The 15,468-nt window shown below is 54.3% G+C and carries 13 protein-coding genes and 2 pseudogenes; 9 read left to right on the top strand and 6 right to left on the bottom strand.

Annotated features, from left to right (window positions below):
• The first annotated feature begins 196 nt into the window (after window positions 1–196).
• From RMSM_RS17330 to RMSM_RS43420, 5 genes are all read left to right on the top strand, one after another.
• Window positions 197–1,534: a sulfatase-like hydrolase/transferase gene (locus RMSM_RS17330; protein ID WP_008698914.1), complete on the top strand. Its 1,338-nt coding sequence runs from the start codon at window positions 197–199 to the stop codon at window positions 1,532–1,534.
• 24 nt (window positions 1,535–1,558) lie between these two features.
• Window positions 1,559–2,836 carry a Gfo/Idh/MocA family protein gene (locus tag RMSM_RS17325; RefSeq protein WP_040767686.1) on the top strand — a complete coding sequence of 426 codons (1,278 nt, stop codon included), beginning with the start codon at window positions 1,559–1,561 and terminating at the stop codon, window positions 2,834–2,836.
• Between the two features lie 320 nt (window positions 2,837–3,156).
• Window positions 3,157–3,696, top strand: a complete 540-nt coding sequence (locus tag RMSM_RS17320; protein ID WP_008698911.1) for a 3-keto-disaccharide hydrolase — start codon at window positions 3,157–3,159, stop codon at window positions 3,694–3,696.
• 103 nt (window positions 3,697–3,799) lie between these two features.
• On the top strand, window positions 3,800–4,543 hold the full coding sequence (locus tag RMSM_RS43425) for a sulfatase-like hydrolase/transferase (protein ID WP_261340341.1): 744 nt from the start codon (window positions 3,800–3,802) through the stop codon (window positions 4,541–4,543).
• Window positions 4,464–5,291 carry a sulfatase-like hydrolase/transferase gene (locus tag RMSM_RS43420; protein WP_261340340.1) on the top strand — a complete coding sequence of 276 codons (828 nt, stop codon included), beginning with the start codon at window positions 4,464–4,466 and terminating at the stop codon, window positions 5,289–5,291. The genes RMSM_RS43425 and RMSM_RS43420 overlap by 80 nt, the downstream gene beginning before the upstream one ends.
• A gap of 784 nt (window positions 5,292–6,075) precedes the next feature.
• Here the strand turns inward: RMSM_RS43420 and RMSM_RS41840 are convergent.
• The 3 genes and pseudogenes from RMSM_RS41840 to RMSM_RS43790 all read right to left on the bottom strand — a co-directional run.
• Window positions 6,076–6,525 (bottom strand): hypothetical protein, encoded by a 450-nt coding sequence (locus RMSM_RS41840; protein WP_173405133.1) that lies wholly within the window; start codon window positions 6,523–6,525, stop codon window positions 6,076–6,078.
• A 192-nt stretch (window positions 6,526–6,717) separates the two neighbouring features.
• A pseudogene (locus tag RMSM_RS43795) lies at window positions 6,718–7,524 on the bottom strand (zinc-ribbon domain-containing protein); the annotation flags it as partial.
• Window positions 7,525–7,580: 56 nt separating this feature from the next.
• A pseudogene (locus tag RMSM_RS43790) lies at window positions 7,581–8,015 on the bottom strand (zinc-ribbon domain-containing protein); the annotation flags it as partial.
• Between the two features lie 607 nt (window positions 8,016–8,622).
• Between RMSM_RS43790 and RMSM_RS17295 the strand changes: the two are divergent.
• Window positions 8,623–8,859, top strand: coding sequence for a hypothetical protein (locus RMSM_RS17295; RefSeq protein WP_040767673.1), 237 nt, complete (start codon window positions 8,623–8,625; stop codon window positions 8,857–8,859).
• A 529-nt stretch (window positions 8,860–9,388) separates the two neighbouring features.
• Here the strand turns inward: RMSM_RS17295 and RMSM_RS17290 are convergent.
• Entirely contained in the window at window positions 9,389–10,930 is a 1,542-nt protein-coding gene (locus RMSM_RS17290; RefSeq protein WP_144057738.1) for a phytoene desaturase family protein, read from the bottom strand.
• Window positions 10,931–10,953: 23 nt separating this feature from the next.
• The gene (locus RMSM_RS41025) at window positions 10,954–11,100 is read right to left on the bottom strand and encodes a hypothetical protein (protein WP_160168309.1); all 147 of its coding nucleotides are present in this window, start codon (window positions 11,098–11,100) and stop codon (window positions 10,954–10,956) included.
• Window positions 11,101–11,271: 171 nt separating this feature from the next.
• Between RMSM_RS41025 and RMSM_RS17280 the strand changes: the two genes are divergently transcribed.
• Window positions 11,272–12,222 carry a ketopantoate reductase family protein gene (locus RMSM_RS17280; RefSeq protein WP_144057737.1) on the top strand — a complete coding sequence of 317 codons (951 nt, stop codon included), beginning with the start codon at window positions 11,272–11,274 and terminating at the stop codon, window positions 12,220–12,222.
• Between the two features lie 263 nt (window positions 12,223–12,485).
• Complete coding sequence (locus RMSM_RS17275; protein WP_144057736.1) at window positions 12,486–13,532, top strand: phenylacetate--CoA ligase family protein; 1,047 nt, start codon at window positions 12,486–12,488, stop codon at window positions 13,530–13,532.
• Between the two features lie 129 nt (window positions 13,533–13,661).
• On the opposite strand, the gene RMSM_RS17270 is transcribed toward RMSM_RS17275, so the two are convergent.
• A complete protein-coding gene (locus tag RMSM_RS17270) occupies window positions 13,662–14,120 on the bottom strand; it encodes a DoxX family protein (protein ID WP_236622182.1) in 459 nt (152 codons plus the stop codon).
• 711 nt (window positions 14,121–14,831) lie between these two features.
• Between RMSM_RS17270 and RMSM_RS17265 the strand changes: the two genes are divergently transcribed.
• A partial coding sequence (locus RMSM_RS17265; RefSeq protein WP_008698885.1) for a DUF1254 domain-containing protein occupies window positions 14,832–15,468 on the top strand: 637 nt, incomplete at its 3' end.

Genomic DNA, 15,468 nt, shown 5'->3' with positions numbered 1-15,468 from the left:
CTCGGCGAACAACACAATTTGCTGACCGAGCATTCCGACGTCGTTGTGCGTTTGAAGAAACAGATGGAGGACTTGGAGAATGAGCTTCGTGCCAACTTAAGACCTGCGGGAGTAGCGAATCCTCGCCACAGCCAGGATTGATTTGCCACAGATGAACACTGATGAGTTTGTGCTCGACGATGAATGATCGACTAAAATGAAATTTCTCTCTGCTATAACACTTGTCCTGCTGTCCGTATCGGCAGCCTCCGCCGCGAATTCTGATCGGCCCAACATCGTCGTCTTCCTGACGGACGATCAGGGCTACGGCGACTTGGGATGTTACGGATCGAAGGACATTGTCACGCCGAATATCGACCGACTGTGCGCCGAAGGCATGAAGTTGACCAGCTTCTATGTTCACAACCGCTGTTCACCGACGCGTGCAGCGTTGATGACGGGATGCCATGCTCAGCGAGTTGGCGTTAATAACGTGGTCTATCGCAAAGAGAAAATTGGGCTCAACACCGATGAGATCACGGTCGCTGAACTTCTTAAAACGGCGGGCTACGCAACCGGCATCGTCGGCAAATGGCATCTGGGCGAGTGGAATGAGTTCAATCCGGTGAACCATGGCTTCGACAGTTTCTTCGGCTTCATGGAGTGCGATGACAAGAAAACAACCGCAATCTATCGCAATCAGCAGATCGTCGAGACTGTAAAACACAAGACGAACGGCATCCACTCGCCGAAGCTTCTCGCCGCTGGCATTGAGTTCATCAAACAGCACAAAGATCGGCCTTTCTTCCTGTACTACGCATCGCCACTGCCCCATGTAAAGTGGCTTCCCCATCCACGGTTCCAAGGAAGTTCAAAGCAAGGCACCTACGGAGACGTGGTTCAAGAGATCGATTGGCAGGTCGGTGAGCTGATGAAAACGCTCGAAGAACTCGACCTCACTGAAAACACGCTGGTCGTCTTTGCTTCCGACAACGGTCCGCAACTGAACGTGAAAGGCTATGGCAGTGCCGGCTTGCTGCGAGACGGCAAATGGACCAACTTTGAAGGCGGGATTCGAGTTCCTTGCATCATGCGGTGGCCCAAAGTCATTCCTCCGGGTTCGACCAATGATGAAATCACCGCGATCATCGACATGCTTCCGACGTTTTGCTTGATCGCAGGCATCGCCCCACCAGCGGACCGAGTGATCGACGGTCGCAACATCCTACCGTATATGCGTGACGAACAAGTCGACGCGCCGATTCACGACTCCTTCATTGTGCCCGATGCCACCATTCGCCACGGCGATTGGAAACTGTTTGTCAAAAGCCAAACGCCCGGCGGAGGAAAGTCGGACACAATCGGGAAAACCGATCGAGTCGCCGCAGCCGCCGGATCGCTTTTCAATTTGAAGAACGATGTGAGTGAAACAACCAACGTCGCTGCCGAGCATCCCGAAAAAGTGCAGCAACTGACCGAGCGAATGAAGACATTCACCAAAGAACTCGACGCCAACTCTCGACCCATCGGAACACTTTCAACGGAGACGAATTAGCCAATGCCCCACCAGAAACCGATCATGCCAAGTGCCCCGACGAATCGCACACGACGTCAATTCATCAAAGATTCGACGATTGCGGCGCCAGCGCTAGCCATTCCCACCGTCTTTGTCTCGTCGGCCTCCGCGGCGCCGGGCCCTAGGGATGCCAATTCCAAAATACGTATCGGCTTGATTGGCGCCGGAAATCGCGCCAAGTGGCTAATTCGAGCACTCTCCCGAGAAGTCGATCGTGCTGAGATGGTCGCGGTCTGTGACTGTCACCTGCCGCAAATAGCAACTTTGGCGGATGAATACCGCAAGTCAACAAAAAGCGATCCGGAATGGACGGCCTATCAGAACTATGAAGAAATGTTCGACAGGGAAGACCTGGACGCCGTGATGATCGCGACGCCCGATCACGTTCGAGTTCGAGCGGCCATGATGGCTTGTGCCAACCAGCTGGACATCTACGCGGAGAAACCCTTGAGTTTCAGTATTCCGGAAGGTCGCGCGCTGGTACAAGCCGTCCGCAAACATCAACGTATTCTTCAAGTGGGAACGCAACAGCGCAGCACGGCCAACAACCAGTACTCGTGCCAATTTGTCCGAGAGGGCGGCCTCGGCAAAGTGCATACGATTCTGGTCAAGAATTATTCAGGGTCGCAATCCCCAACGGGACTCCAGCAGCAAGCCATTCCCGAAGGCATGGATTGGAATCGATTCTGCGACCAGGCACCCCTTGTTGACTATCACGAACGACTGCACCGCCGGTGGCGAAGTTACGATATTTTCACTGGCGGTCCCATCTGCGATCGGGGGTCGCACGCCCTGGACATGGTTCACCTGGCGATGGGCTGGGAGAACGTTGCGCCTAAGCGAATCGAGCCATCCACGAAAGCAAAAAGCGACCGAGAACGTGGAGTTCGGCTTTATTATCCCGACGGAACGGTGGTTCGACTGGAAAGCGACGGCGGCCCGGCGTTCGGTGGGATCTTTGTCGGCGAGAAAGGCAAGATGGAGATCAATCGAGGCCGTTTTGCGTGTAATCCGACGACACTGCTTGCACCCTTCGAAGGCGAAGAGTCGGAAAACCATGTCGGCAACTGGCTCGACTGCATTGAATCACGACAGGAACCCAACGCCCCGGTCGAAGTCGGCCATCTGGTTACCAGCGTCGCGCACCTGATCAACATTTGCCGAACCGTCGGTCGTCCGATCGAGTGGGACCAAGCAACCGAGCAAATCACGAACGACAAGGAAGCAAACGAACTGCTGGTCAAGACACGTCGCCCCGACTTCGCCCTTCCGACGATTTAGAAAATCCCCGTAGTGGACGAGGTTACGAGTCCCTGCCCTGTAGTGGACGAGGCTTTGAGTCCCCGCGATTTCTGGCAAGCAAGAACTCGTAACCTCGTCCACTACCCTCGCATTGCGCAAACCCTCAAGACACCATCTCCTGGAAAATAATTCGATGAACTCAACCCCACTCGGCTATTGCCGCAAATCAACTCAATTGCGATGGGGCAGCTCGCTATCCATCGCTGCTCTCGTCTTTCTTGCCAGCACCGGCTTGGCCAATGCTGGCGACTGGCACGTTTTGTTCAACGGCGAATCGTTAAACGGTTGGAAAGCGTCCAGTGACAACCCAGTTTCAAATTGTCGATGGCGTGATTCTAGGAGCGAGCTCGAATCAGACACACTTTCTAATCACCGAAAACGAATACCGCGACTTTGAACTGGAGCTCGAAGTCAAGCTTCATGACATAGACTTGAACTCAGGCGTGCAAATTCGCACCAGCACGACCCGCGTCAACGCAAAGGGTGACAGCCGTCCCAGCGTGCACGGACCGCAAGTCGACCTAGGAAAATCTCCAGGACGCTCGGGGCACCTATTTGGGCAGGGAAACGGACGTTGGTTCACACCAACCGATGACCTTGAACGCAACAGCCTGATGATCAACGGAGCGTGGAATAAAGTTCGCGTTCTCGCAAAGGGCAAAGTCATTCAAACTTGGATCAACGGCGAACCCGTTAGCGACGTGACGCTGGATGACGAAATCGACCAGAAATATCCCAAAGGTGTGATTGCCCTTCAAGTACATGGCGTCAAGTCACCTGAGAAAATTCGGCACGTTTCGTTCCGCAACATTCGCATCCGCGAACTTACAAACGAGTGACATGGCGAATCGGTTCTTTTAATTCGTAGTGGACGAGGTTACGAGTCCTCTTTCGCTGCCGTCCAACTGTTCCTCGAGGGACTCGTTACCTCGTCCACTACTTATGAGAAAATTGAAATCACCGATGTACAGAATTCTTTTTGCATGGCTCTTGATCGTCTCTTCAGTCGGCTTAGCGGGAGCTCAGGAACACAGCCAGCGGATGAACGTGCTGCTGTTAGTTGCCGATGATTTGAACAGTTGGATGCTGGACGATGCAGATCGCTATGCAGGTAAAGTCGTTGCGCCGAATCTTCGCAAGCTAGCCGCCAGCGGAGTCAACTTCACGCGAGCCTACACCGCCGCGCCGGTTTGTTCGCCTTCTCGCACCGCGTTCTTTTCGGGGGTAGCACCCTGGAAATCGGGGATCTACAACAATGCGCAGACCATCAACAAAAGTGAGGTACTGAACCAGGATGACGTGCTGTCACTGGCCGGGCTGTTCAAGAAGAGCGGCTACGACACCTTCGGCTACGGCAAAATCACCCACGGCTGGGACCAGAAAGAGCACTGGGATGAAAAAGTCGGCCACAAAAGAGACCCGGCTCCTCCCGGTGCGTCTTTAGCCGGACTCAGCGGGGGAGAGCAGGATTGGGGAGTGATTCACCTTGCCGAAAAACAAATGAATGACACCGCTGGGGCCGACAAGGCCATCGCGGTCCTGGAGAAACAACACGACAAGCCATTCTTCCTGGCGTACGGCACGTTCAATCCGCATATGCCCTGGTATGTCCCGCAAAAGTATTTTGACATCGTACCCCCTGGACCAGATCGTCCTTCCCGAACTGAAGGAGGACGACCTGGATGACCTTCCTCCCTTGGCCAAAGCGGTAAGTGACGGGATCGGGAGCTTCGCCGACAAGGTCATCAAGTCGGGCAAACATAAAGAGGCAGTGCAGGCCTACCTGGCCACGACCACCTATGTCGACACTCAAATCGGGCGCGTCCTCGATGCCCTCGAAAAAAGCCCCTACAAGGACAACACCATTGTTGTCTTCCTCACCGATCACGGCTTGCACCTGGGGGAGAAACTCCACTGGCAAAAGACCACCCTCTGGGAAGAGGGAACGCACACGTTGTTGATGTTTCGCGCGCCGGGAGTCAGCGAAGCTGGGGGCGTATCGGAACGGTTCGTTTCCTTGATGGACATCTACCCCACCTTGGCCGAACTCTGTGGACTGACGCCCCCCGCCTACATCGATGGACGCTCGCTGGTTCCCCTGCTCACAAACACGAAGGCTGCCTGGGAAAGCACCGCGATCACCGGATTATGCGATAAAGGCAAAACGGACCTGGCCTACGTCAGCATTCGCCACGAACTCGGACGCTACACCCGCTACGGGTCTGACCAGGAGGAATTCTACGACACCACGAAGGATCCTCACGAATGGACCAACCAGATCGACAACCCGGAATACGCCACCACCGTCAAAAAACTCCGCTCGCTAGTCCCCAGTTTCGAGGATACCGCGCAACCCCTTCCCTCTGCTCTGACCAAGGAGCGTCTGAGCAAGAAACGTAGGGAACCCCGAAAAGAGAAACAGCAAGGCGAATAGATACTTTCGGCGTTCGACAGATGACTTCTTTGGTTCGGATCAAGCCGGGTGGCGCGGACAATCTTGTAATCACGAAGCTCCCATTGTTCGATCTGAATTTCTTTTTGGCTTTCCACAAGCGGTTGGATCACCACCACAATTGATTCGGTGTAATCCTCTTTTTCCGCAATGAAAGTCGTTGGTTCACGATACGCTAGACGCCATTTCAGATTCTCAAAGTTGCCGATCTGACAATAGGGCGTGAGCGCAATGACATCCCTGTTCACTGGACGAACATTGACGTCGCCCGATGGCACTTGTTCAGGGTCGGCGGGTAGCTTTCGAATATTAACTGTTGGCGAGGATGGTGGCAGCTTTATCTGATCGCCTTCCACCACGCGAGTCGGTCCAACGGAACGTTGTGGGACGGCGTTCATTTCTGGTGCAAACGGACCCGTCGACTTGATTGAATCGGGCGATATTCGTGCTTTGGCGATGTAAGACTGCAGATCGGCTGAGAATTTCTGCAGGTCGCGATCCAGTATATCCAGCGCAGGCTTTGCAGGCTCGCCTAGTTTCGCCAGCCCGACCTCGTCTTCTGTGCCTTGCCGAGCAATCGCTAAGTCGCTTTGATCCTGCAAAATCGTCAATTAGATATGCAGTCTTGGACAGAGCATATTCTCCAGCCCTCCAATGCAACCGAGGTCTTAGCACCTCACCGAGCAGCGTGCTGGGGCCCTGTGATCACTGTGCACATCCGATGGTTGGCAGCCAGAAACATTCGCAATCTGGCCTGCCAACCAGCTCAACGAGACTTTGTCGGATGTCGCGGTTTCCACGGCGTCTGTGCGACTTGGGAGTCAACGTCTTCGACAAAGTGTCGGACTTTGGAGATTGCCGAATCGATCTCTGCTACGGTTAGCGAAAGAAATTGCCCTTTCTTCGTGCGACCATTGCGATGAACGATATTGTGTCGAGCATTCACAATTCGCTGCAAATCGGCAAACGCGTCTCCGGTAGGAAATTCGACCTTTAGAACGTTCTTGAACAGCGGTCCAACTTTCGGGAGGTTGTGAAACACCTGATCGACGAGATGTTTTTTGACAATGGTCTGGCTGTGACGTTCCCAGTCAATCACCTCGTCAAGTTTGTACTTGCGATTTGCGAAATCAGAAGTTGCTCTGGCGAAGCGATTTCGCAACACCTTGCTACCAACCACGGTGTTGATGAACGTATCTGAAAGGTAAGTCTCCATCGACGCCACTACACCTGCGTAAACTTGGCGGTAAAGAACCTGCTGCAAAACTGGGTCAGGCGACTCAAGCAAAGCCAGCCGCGACAAGCTGTCGATCGAATCAGCGAATGTCGCGTAAGAAGAAACGTTTTCCGAAATCGAACGGGCGAGGGCATTTTCGAGTTTACCTTTTCGAGCAAGTTTGTTGCATTCAGGGCACTGCCGGCGATTGACACGATTCTGGACTGACTGTGACCAAACGTGCTCGGGGTTCGTACCACACATCCACCATCGTTTTGTCGCACTCTGACGAGTGACGTCGGCGGGAGTCACGTCTCCATTTCTGGTCGGATGCCATGTCGCAGCGATCTCAGCGTCTACTGCAGCTAAGCAAGTTTTTGAATCGGCTCGCAAACCGCTGCAAAAAGGGCAGCCCGCACCTTTTGTTCGACGGAAAACGTGCGCATCCCACACATGTTTCGGATCTGCCGCGCATTGCCAGAACGGTTTCTTGCCACTACCGGGTGCCAAGCTCATCGGGTCAAGATCGCCGTTTAGCGTTGGGTGCCATTCCGCGAGCAGTTTCGGATGTAAGTACCCTAGCGACTTTTCGGCCGTCACGGTGCCGAAGTTCCTGCCTCCAGGACACTGTCGACATTTCTTTTTGCGCCCGTAGATTCGGTCGATCGACTCTTTCCATGAATGACTTGGGCTTTTGGGACACTGCCACCACACTTCCCGCGACGAGCCGTGAGACACATCGCTCGGGCGAAGTTTTCCGTTCATCGTTGGATGCCAAAACTTCAATAAATCGTGCGCGGTCTCATCAAGGCCTCGGCGGGCCGTGAATTTTCCGTTGGTTCGCGAGTCGATTTCACCGCAAGCTTTTCGGCAGCAGGGGCACTTTCCGTCTCGCCTTGTGCGGGTTGCAACGCAAGCGTTCCATACGTGGTCAGTGTGAAACCTGCATTGCCACCAAACCTTCTTTTCACTGCTGCTTGCGACCATTTCGGGTGCCATTCGGCTGCTAATTGCGGCGACTTTCGAGCCAATGAATTCTCGAGTTTACGACATTGAGGGCATTGGCTGCCTTTGGTCCGATTAGCAACTTCAGATTTCCATTTATGAGTTGAATCGATCCGGCATTGCCACCAAACATGCTTGTTTGAATTAGGCGCGAACTGCTCCGGCCTCGCTTCCCCGTTCTTGGTCGGATGAAATTCAGCAGCGACTTCGGGAAACAACGCAATAATCGAATCCTCAGGAAGCACCTTTCGGCCTGAGCAGTACGGGCAGCCTTGTTTGTCGATTGCTCGGGTTGCGACGTTCGCTTGCCACACGTGCCGCGGATTTTTCTTGCACCTCCACCAAGCCCGATAGCTACTGTTGTGAGGAACCTCATCCCGCTTGAACTTGACGTTCTTCGTTGGATGCCACTCTTTTGCAAGCTCAAGAGAATACGCCACTAAAAGTGGTACGCGTATGCCAGTATGCTGTAGCGTTCTACCCATGTCTATTCCCTTGCGTCTTAATGACAGTCACCCAACGCGGTTGTCAGGTTCGCTTTAACTCCCGCTAACGGTATTTTTTCTGACCAGATTCGCCTTCAGCTCTCTGCGGGTGCAGCGTGTGAGTTGAAACAACGAGTCAACGGAAGTCGGGGCAAAGCTGACTCTGCACCATACTCAATCTACCAAGAATCCGCCCAACTCAGAAGAGACACAATGGCCAGAGTTGATTGCTGAGCCATCAAACGATGCAAATCATATAGAAGCCTAGCGAGCCCACTCCCGAAATCAGCGTAACAAGCGGTAAGTAGGCGATCCTTCGTTTCGGCCCCAGTCGAATCATCCAGATGCCAAACAAAAGCTCGACTCCGGTCAGTAAAATCGGCAGCCATTGTAATTCTTAGAAGTGTTGTCCGAACATTTGCCTAGGAATGCCGCAGGAAGAAACTCGCTCATTCCGGCAATCATGACTGCCAGCTTTGTTAGTATCCGGTTCAGTTCGTCGTACCCGACGAACCGGGCGTACGACAGGATCAAACACGCGATTGTTGCCGCTGCGGCCATGCGATGCTGTGGGCTTCCCACGCAATACCAAATTAGGAATACATACGTGCCGGCGCACGCTATCCCACGCAACACGATCGGGAACTTGGCAAACAACGCAGTCGCCAATGCAACATTGGCGGTAATCATCAGCGATGTGCGAACCGAGAATTGCATTGGCGGTCGTGTTGCATCGCTCGAAGACCTGTTGGTGATCGGTAAGCATCTCGCTGCCAAGGATGCGAATCGCAAGTCGAATCGCGGCTTGCGTTTTAACGAGATTGTGCCGCTGTCGGCTGGCTGACCTTTCTTTTGATACGCCATGAGCACAGTGCTGCCGGCGAAGGAAGAAATTACGGATGTTGAAGTCGTGGTCAGGGATTGTCGAACAAGCACGGTACGGCGAGGGCGATCGGTTTCTCCGTTGTATTGTGCCGGACTAGCGGAAGGTAGCTCGGTAGTTTCGTGATTTGTCGTGTGACAAGCTCGAAAAACGGTTTGCTTCGTCTTGGCACGTCTGGAAGTTTGAAGTTTGAAAAACGCGGGTTCTGAAGTCGCTGTATCGTGTGGTATGAAGCCACTCGCGCATCGGGACGGCTTGGAATGTTGGCTCAATTTCTGGTAATCGACTGGCAATTGCTTGGTCGATTTAAGGACCTCCGGAAGAATAAGTGGCATAGGATTACAGCCGATGATGATGATCAGAACACTTGCTAGAAGCCAATGCCGCGGTCATGTCTCGACAGGTCTAAACGATCAGGTCATGTTTTCAATCAGATATGGATTGGCTATGTAGCGAACGCAGCGAGAGTGCATCGATCATGCCGTCATCTTTATCCGTTCATGTGCATGAACACTTTGGGGTCGATGCTGCAGGCGCACAGAAAGCCGCCCCAAAACGCTCCGGGGATGCCGGGCGAGAGAACGTCCTGCCCAGTCAGGTAGAGCCCGTCGATCGGTGTCTTCATCCGCAGCGCGTCGGTCGTGATGCGATGCGGTGTCATATCGAGGCCGTAAAACGACCCCATGCGGTGTCCCGTGATCGACGCGGTTGCCAACGGTGTCGAAAGTTCGTGAAAGACGATTAACTCGGCCAGTCGCGGGAAGTATTTTGCAAACTGCGCCAATAGAACCTTTTCGATCTGCTGCTTAAACGATGGATAGTCGTCGCCACGTTCGCCCCCTGTAGGTTCGGCCCATTTTTCGACCGTTGACCAATCAGACCACGCGATTAATTCGCCAGCGTATTTCTTCTTCGGGCCGGGATCATGAGCCGGGTCTTTCAGTGACGCGAACGAAGCAAACATGGCTGGCGGCGAGTTATCGGGAGCGTCCATCCAGAGGACATCGACTTCGCCGGTGGGATAGAGCCAATGGTTGGACTTTGTCATCCCGGCCGCTTCGACATCGCCCTCAAAGCCGAGGAACAATGAGTAGTGACAGATGTTGGGTCCAATCGACCGAATTTCATTCACCCAATCGTCTCGGCCGTGACCGTCTGGCAACAGCCGATCGACTGTTTCGCGAGCGCCGATGTTTGACACGATGCGTTTGGCAAAGATCTTTTCTCCGTCTGTTGTCTCGACACCCGTGGCAACCCCGTTTTCCATGATCAACGACGTGACTTCGACGCCCGCCCGCGTTTCACCTCCGTTATTTCTGATGGTGGGCAACAGGTGCTCGCCAATCGAACCTGCCCCGCCAACCGGATAGTAAGCGCCTGCTACCAGATACGAATTCATCACCGCTGCGTGGATCGCAAAACTCGCCGTGGTCGGTCGACCACCGAAGTCGCCCCACTGGGCCATCAGGACTTTGGCAAGTTCCGCGTTGCCCGTGATTTGATTGACGACTTCCGCGGTCGTGCGTTCGCAGAATCGCCAGCATTTCTTCCCACGCCACCACTTCACCGCCGAGCCAAAGATGGACGGTATGGATCGCATCTGCCCGACCGTATATAGGGCGTCGCGACCGTCGATGATCGCATCGAACCACTTATCAATCGCTTCCGTTTCGTCGGGAAAACGTTCCTTTAAATCCAATCGCTGTGCTGAGGCGGGACGCGAGAGTTTCAGCGGAGTCGCGTCGCCGATGTGCAGCGTATCGTAAACGACGCCAATCGGAGCCAGTTCGATCGGCGAGTCACACAACCAATCCAGCATCGCCTTTTCGGATTCATCCGGTCCGAATCCGCCGAGGTAGTGAAGTCCGGCGTCCCACGAAAATCCCTCGCGGGAAAAGCTATGTGTTTGGCCGCCGAGCTTATCGTACTGTTCCAGCATCAGCACCTTGTGTCCTAATCTGGACAGTGCTGCGGCGGTGACCATCCCGCCCATGCCAGAACCGATGACGATGATGTCCCACTCGTTTTTCATGATTCCCCCGATGTCAAATCGACTCAGCAGTGCAACGTTCGAGGTGCCGAGCGTGCGAGATCGCACACGTCAACCGCACAATCGTTGTCGCGAAACGCCAATGCGATCCGATCAACAATCTCCGCGGTATGGCCGTCGTACGTTCTATAGGCAATGAGAAGCTTAAGCATCGAAGCGTTCTCCGTATCGAATGTCGTCGAAGCCTCTGAGTTTCGTTCGACTAGGAATGCAGTTGGCATACCGAAAGCAACGGCCAACCAGTGTTGGCATGCCCATTGCGATGACTCGTCGGTCAGGTCGACGTGGTTTCGGCGAGCCCCCCTTTGCAAGGAGAGCGAGTGATGAAGATTCTGGTCTATGGCGCAGGAAATGTCGGTTCGCTGTACGCGGCGAAGCTAAACGAGGCTGGAAACGACGTCACCCTACTTGCGAGAGGAGAGTGTTTGCGTGAAATCCGCGAACACGGAATCCGGTTGCAGGAATTTTATAGCGGCCAAAAGACCATGATTCACGTCAGAGTTGTGGAGCGACTCACTGCGGAAGATGCCTACGACTTGGTGTTGGTGATCCTGCCGAGGAACCGAGTCAGCGAAGCCCTGCCGATACTGGCCGCAAACCGAAACACACCGAGCGTCATGTTCTTCGGAAACAACGCTGGCGGACCTGAAGCGATGATCAAGGCAATCGGTCGCGAGCGAGTGCTGCTCGGCTTTCCAGGTGCGTCTGCCGTTCGCTGTGACGAGTACATCCAATACCTCATCCTCGATCGCCGCGAGCAGCCCACGACGATCGGCGAGCTCGAGGGTACCGTATCGAAACGCATCAAAGCGATCGCCACGACGTTGAAGGATGCAGGATTCCCGGTTTCGATTTCTCGCAACATGGATGCATGGCTCAAGACGCATGCTGCCGAAATCATCCCAACTGCGGCCGCATTGTACATGGCGGGTGGAGTGATTGGCGAATTGAAAAGCAACCGTCAGACTCTCGTTCTGATGATTCGGGCCATCCGTGAAGGCCACCGCGTTCTCTCATCGATCGGCGTTCCCATCACGCCGCCGATTCACAAGATCTTTCGCTGGATTCCAGAAAGGCTGTTGCTCGCGATCACTCGCCGAAAGCTTGATGACAAAGCCGCCAGCATCAAACTCGGTCATGCCTCCGACGCGCGTGAGGAGATGAAAACGCTCGCGAACGAATTTCGGAAACTAGTCAGCCAGTCAGGAATCGCCACACCCGCGATCGATCAGCTGCGACCGTATCTCGACGCCACAATCCAACGTGTGGCTTGAAAAGCCAATCCCAACGATCCCAGCCAGCGGAGCCTAGCTCAATGCGATTCAGCGTGCTCAGAACCTTGGGATACTTCGCTGACGGACTTTGGACAGCCCGGGGTGGCCGTAAACGAATTGAAGCTCGGCAGTTGAAGCGACTCCGACGTCTGGTTGAGAAAGTGCGGCAGGATTCTCCGTTGTTTCGAAGACTCTATTCCGATTTAAGGGCATCTAGCCTCATCGAATTACATGAGCTTCCGGTTACTCGTAAGCCCGAGCTGATGCGTGATTTCGATGACTGGCTGACGATTCGTGATCTTCCTCTTACCCGCGCACGGGAACACATGCGTGCTATCAATCAACTGGGCGTTCCCATTGCCGATGTCGCTGTATTTCGAACGTCCGGGACGTCCGGTGAACCCGCCGTTATCGTATTGCCATCCGCAGTTTTTGAGTTGTTGTACGGTATTACCCTGGCTCGATTGGACCGAAGCCAACTCCGGTGCATCAACGAAGCGCGTAAAGTCGGATGGGACGTGACGATTAGCGGCGGAAATGGTCACTTTGCCGGGGCTGGCATTGTTCGACTGATGAACCATTTGCGTCCCTGGCTGGCGAAGCGTACGACCTTTATTGAGGCCGAGCAACCGATTGAGAAAATTGTCGAGCAACTCAATGCGATAGATGGGATCGGCACCATTGTGACTTACCCAAGTGTATTGTCGATTCTGGCCAGAGAGAAGGAAGCTGGGCGACTGAACATTGAACCGGCACTTTTCAGAGTCAGCGGAGAGACTCTCACGGAGGCTCTTTGTCAGAAAGTTCGCCACGTGTTCCCATCCTTGAAGCATAATGTTGTCAGTTCCTATGCCAGTACCGAATGCTTCACGCCGTCGTTGCAGTGCAGCCATGGTCGCCATCACGTGCACGAAGACTGGGTGATCCTGGAGGCGGTTGACGAAAACATGCAACCGGTTCCCGATGGTACTCTTTCGGCCACGGCACTTCTGACCGTGCTCGTGAACGATGTTCAACCGATTATCCGCTATGACATCGGCGATCGTCTCAGGTTTTATCTGGACCCGTGTCCGTGCGGTTCACCCTTTCGTAGTTTTCAGGTCGAGGGCCGCCAAGCGACACTGCTTCGTATCGGAGATGTCGCTCTATCACCCCTGGTCTTTGATCTCGAACATCAGCAGGCTCGGCGCATTCAATTGGTTCAAACCGCCGAAACAGAGTTTGAAGTAAGAGTCAGTTTCGACCGACGGTGGACCACGTTCTTGGTCTCTCTGTTTTACGGTCCATGCACCGCGATTTCCGGGTTATGAAGTCGTGGTGTTTGGGTCCCTCTCCCCCGCAAATTTGGAGGAAAAGCGAGCCAGAGAGACGGAGCGTTTACCACGTTTTTGCAGGAGAGCGGCTGGAGTTCCGCAGCAACAACACTTGTGCCAGTTCGTTCACGACGAGGTCTTCTGCTGAGATTCTTTTGATTCCGGCCGCTTCACCGCTGCCCACCAAACCCAAGCGATCAACACACCTTGCAGCGGCAACCGAGCAACCAGCGTCCAATACGGGATCGAGGGAAACTCGTCCGCGTTGATCAACATGTCAACGTTCGCCGGAAACACGGCAACAAGCAGCGCAATCAATCCCCACCCCGCCGCTCGTCGCAGCCGAGGAATCGCCAGGCCCACTCCACCGAGCACTTCAAAGAACCCCGAGACATAAACCAAAGCCATCGGCCAAGGCAGATAGTCCGGCATGATCTTCAGGTACACGCTTGGCGACACAAAATGATTCACGCCGGCTGTGACAAACAGCAGCGAAAGAATTGCGATTTGCATCAAATGAATTCGTTGTGCCATCGGATAGGACGATGTGTGTTTACCGAGATGTGTCAGAGTTGGATGAATCACTTTGGAGGACTCCTGATTCGCTGCACAATACCATTTGATGCACGATGCCATCCGAAAACGCGTCGATCGGCAAACCAATCAAAAAGTCATTCAAAAAGAGCTTACCGGTTATGTCAAGCAACGAGCAAGACGCTGGCGATCAAACGCTTCTCGATGGCCGACTATAAAATGCTTCCAACGTGATCTTGAAAACCGATCCAAAGTTGCAGAGCCACTGTAGTACGTACCAGGAATCCAGACGCAATCACGTCGGTGCCAGCGAAGTCGCGGTGTCATCATGCCTCCCAGACGGGCTCGCTGAATTCCAAGGTGCAGCTTCTAGTTTGCTGCAGCGGTGTGCCGTGGGGGGGCACTGATGCGTGCGAATTTGAACCATGCCATGCGTTCAGTCAGTTCCCCAAGGGCTCCGGGCAGGGCGCTGCAAACCTTTTCTTGGTGAAGCACGAATCTTCCTCGCTGGCTCGGCCTGCATACCACCATCGATTCCAACGACGGTCGCGTCGCGTGATCGTCACCGTGTCGTGAACCGTTGGCTGTGGACGTGTGGCATATCGTTTGCGGCCGACGGGACTAAGCCCACTCGTCCCTTGTCCGGCAACCGCCCTTCATCGCGGATACACGCTACTCGGTTGGCCAACTTTGACAACTCCTAGCGACCGAATGATGTCGTACACATCAAGCGAACGCGTTCCTACCAAAGCGAGGATTGCCATGAACATGAAGCTGAAAGCGGCCATCGCTTTTGCTTGTGCCGTCATTATCTTGGTCGCAGCCGAGGTGCAGGCACAACAGAGCGAATCGGAGTTTCAGAATCTGATGCCGGTCACCGGTACGGTGGACACCTATTTCGGCGAATTCGAGCTCGACCACAGCTTTCCTGCCGAAGGCGAGGCGGAGAAGATCTATGACCTGATGGACCACCAACGCGCTGCGCAGCTTTACCTCTGGGGGCTGCCGATCGCTGGGATGACTCGCTTGCATCAAGGCTACGTCGATGCGATTGAAGATTATGGCTACAACAAGTTGCTGTCGGTGAAGAGTTTCAACGCAAGACGGGGCGTACTGACCGCCAACGAGACGACCCACTATTTCTGGGGCGTCGGCGATACGCGTGATGCGGCACTTGTGTTGAAGGTCCCCAAAGGGCTGGCGGTCGGTATGATCGTCGACATGTGGCAGCAGAGCCCCACGGATCTAGGCGTTTTCGGCCCCAACGCTGGAGAGGGCGATCACCTCGTCATCGTCGGTCCCAATACGCCAGCCGACCAGATACCGGAACCGGCCGATGGTCAGGATGTCCACAAAATCAGCACCAATCAAGTCTTTTACCTGATGCGGATGCTGGGCA

The sequence above is a fragment of the Rhodopirellula maiorica SM1 genome, from assembly GCF_000346295.1.
Lineage (GTDB): Bacteria > Planctomycetota > Planctomycetia > Pirellulales > Pirellulaceae > Novipirellula > Novipirellula maiorica.
This window is presented reverse-complemented; position numbering and strand designations above follow the sequence as displayed.

What these genes read in the sequence shown, in the direction of transcription:
- RMSM_RS17325 (WP_040767686.1), top strand. Translation starts at nt 1,559, where the DNA reads ATGCCAAGTGCCCCGACGAATCGCACACGACGTCAATTCATCAAAGAT.
- RMSM_RS43420 (WP_261340340.1), top strand. Translation starts at nt 4,464, where the DNA reads ATGTCCCGCAAAAGTATTTTGACATCGTACCCCCTGGACCAGATCGTC.
- RMSM_RS43425 (WP_261340341.1), top strand. Translation starts at nt 3,800, where the DNA reads ATGAGAAAATTGAAATCACCGATGTACAGAATTCTTTTTGCATGGCTC.
- RMSM_RS17280 (WP_144057737.1), top strand. Translation starts at nt 11,272, where the DNA reads ATGAAGATTCTGGTCTATGGCGCAGGAAATGTCGGTTCGCTGTACGCG.
- RMSM_RS17290 (WP_144057738.1), bottom strand. Translation starts at nt 10,930, where the DNA reads ATGAAAAACGAGTGGGACATCATCGTCATCGGTTCTGGCATGGGCGGG.
- RMSM_RS41840 (WP_173405133.1), bottom strand. Translation starts at nt 6,525, where the DNA reads ATGGAGACTTACCTTTCAGATACGTTCATCAACACCGTGGTTGGTAGC.
- RMSM_RS17275 (WP_144057736.1), top strand. Translation starts at nt 12,486, where the DNA reads ATGCGTGATTTCGATGACTGGCTGACGATTCGTGATCTTCCTCTTACC.
- RMSM_RS41025 (WP_160168309.1), bottom strand. Translation starts at nt 11,100, where the DNA reads ATGCTTAAGCTTCTCATTGCCTATAGAACGTACGACGGCCATACCGCG.
- RMSM_RS17330 (WP_008698914.1), top strand. Translation starts at nt 197, where the DNA reads ATGAAATTTCTCTCTGCTATAACACTTGTCCTGCTGTCCGTATCGGCA.